The organism is Vibrio sp. 10N.222.46.A1 (assembly GCF_041473595.1).
In the GTDB taxonomy this organism is placed as follows: Bacteria; Pseudomonadota; Gammaproteobacteria; order Enterobacterales; family Vibrionaceae; genus Vibrio; species Vibrio tasmaniensis_A.
The window spans coordinates 1-309 of sequence record NZ_JBFRSN010001729.1; the positions used below are offsets into that span (position 1 = coordinate 1).

At 40.5% G+C, this 309-nt stretch carries 1 protein-coding gene; it reads left to right on the forward strand.

Annotated elements, in window-relative coordinates; genetic code table 11:
* A partial coding sequence (locus AB4496_RS29050) for a hypothetical protein (RefSeq protein WP_372133586.1) occupies nt 1-309 on the forward strand: 309 nt, incomplete at both ends.

Consider the following 309-nt stretch of genomic DNA (forward strand, 5'->3'; position numbering starts at 1 on the left):
TAATTGGGGCGTCGCGGTGTCACCAACCGAGAGACTTATTACCCTAGATAACGGCAATACGATTACGGTTACGATTGAAGACAACAATAATAAACCTTTGAAACAGTATCAAGGTGAACAGTCTCATGTCGGTTTTGGTATTGGTGATACCGATGGTAGAGGTATGAACAAACAGGAGACCTTAGTCCTCGATTTTACGAATAACCCATTAGGGGTCGTTGATTTTGGTTTAGATGGTTTGGGTGGTTCATTTAACACCAATAGTAATGTTTATGTTGAAGTACTCTATACCTTTGCTGATGGTACAAC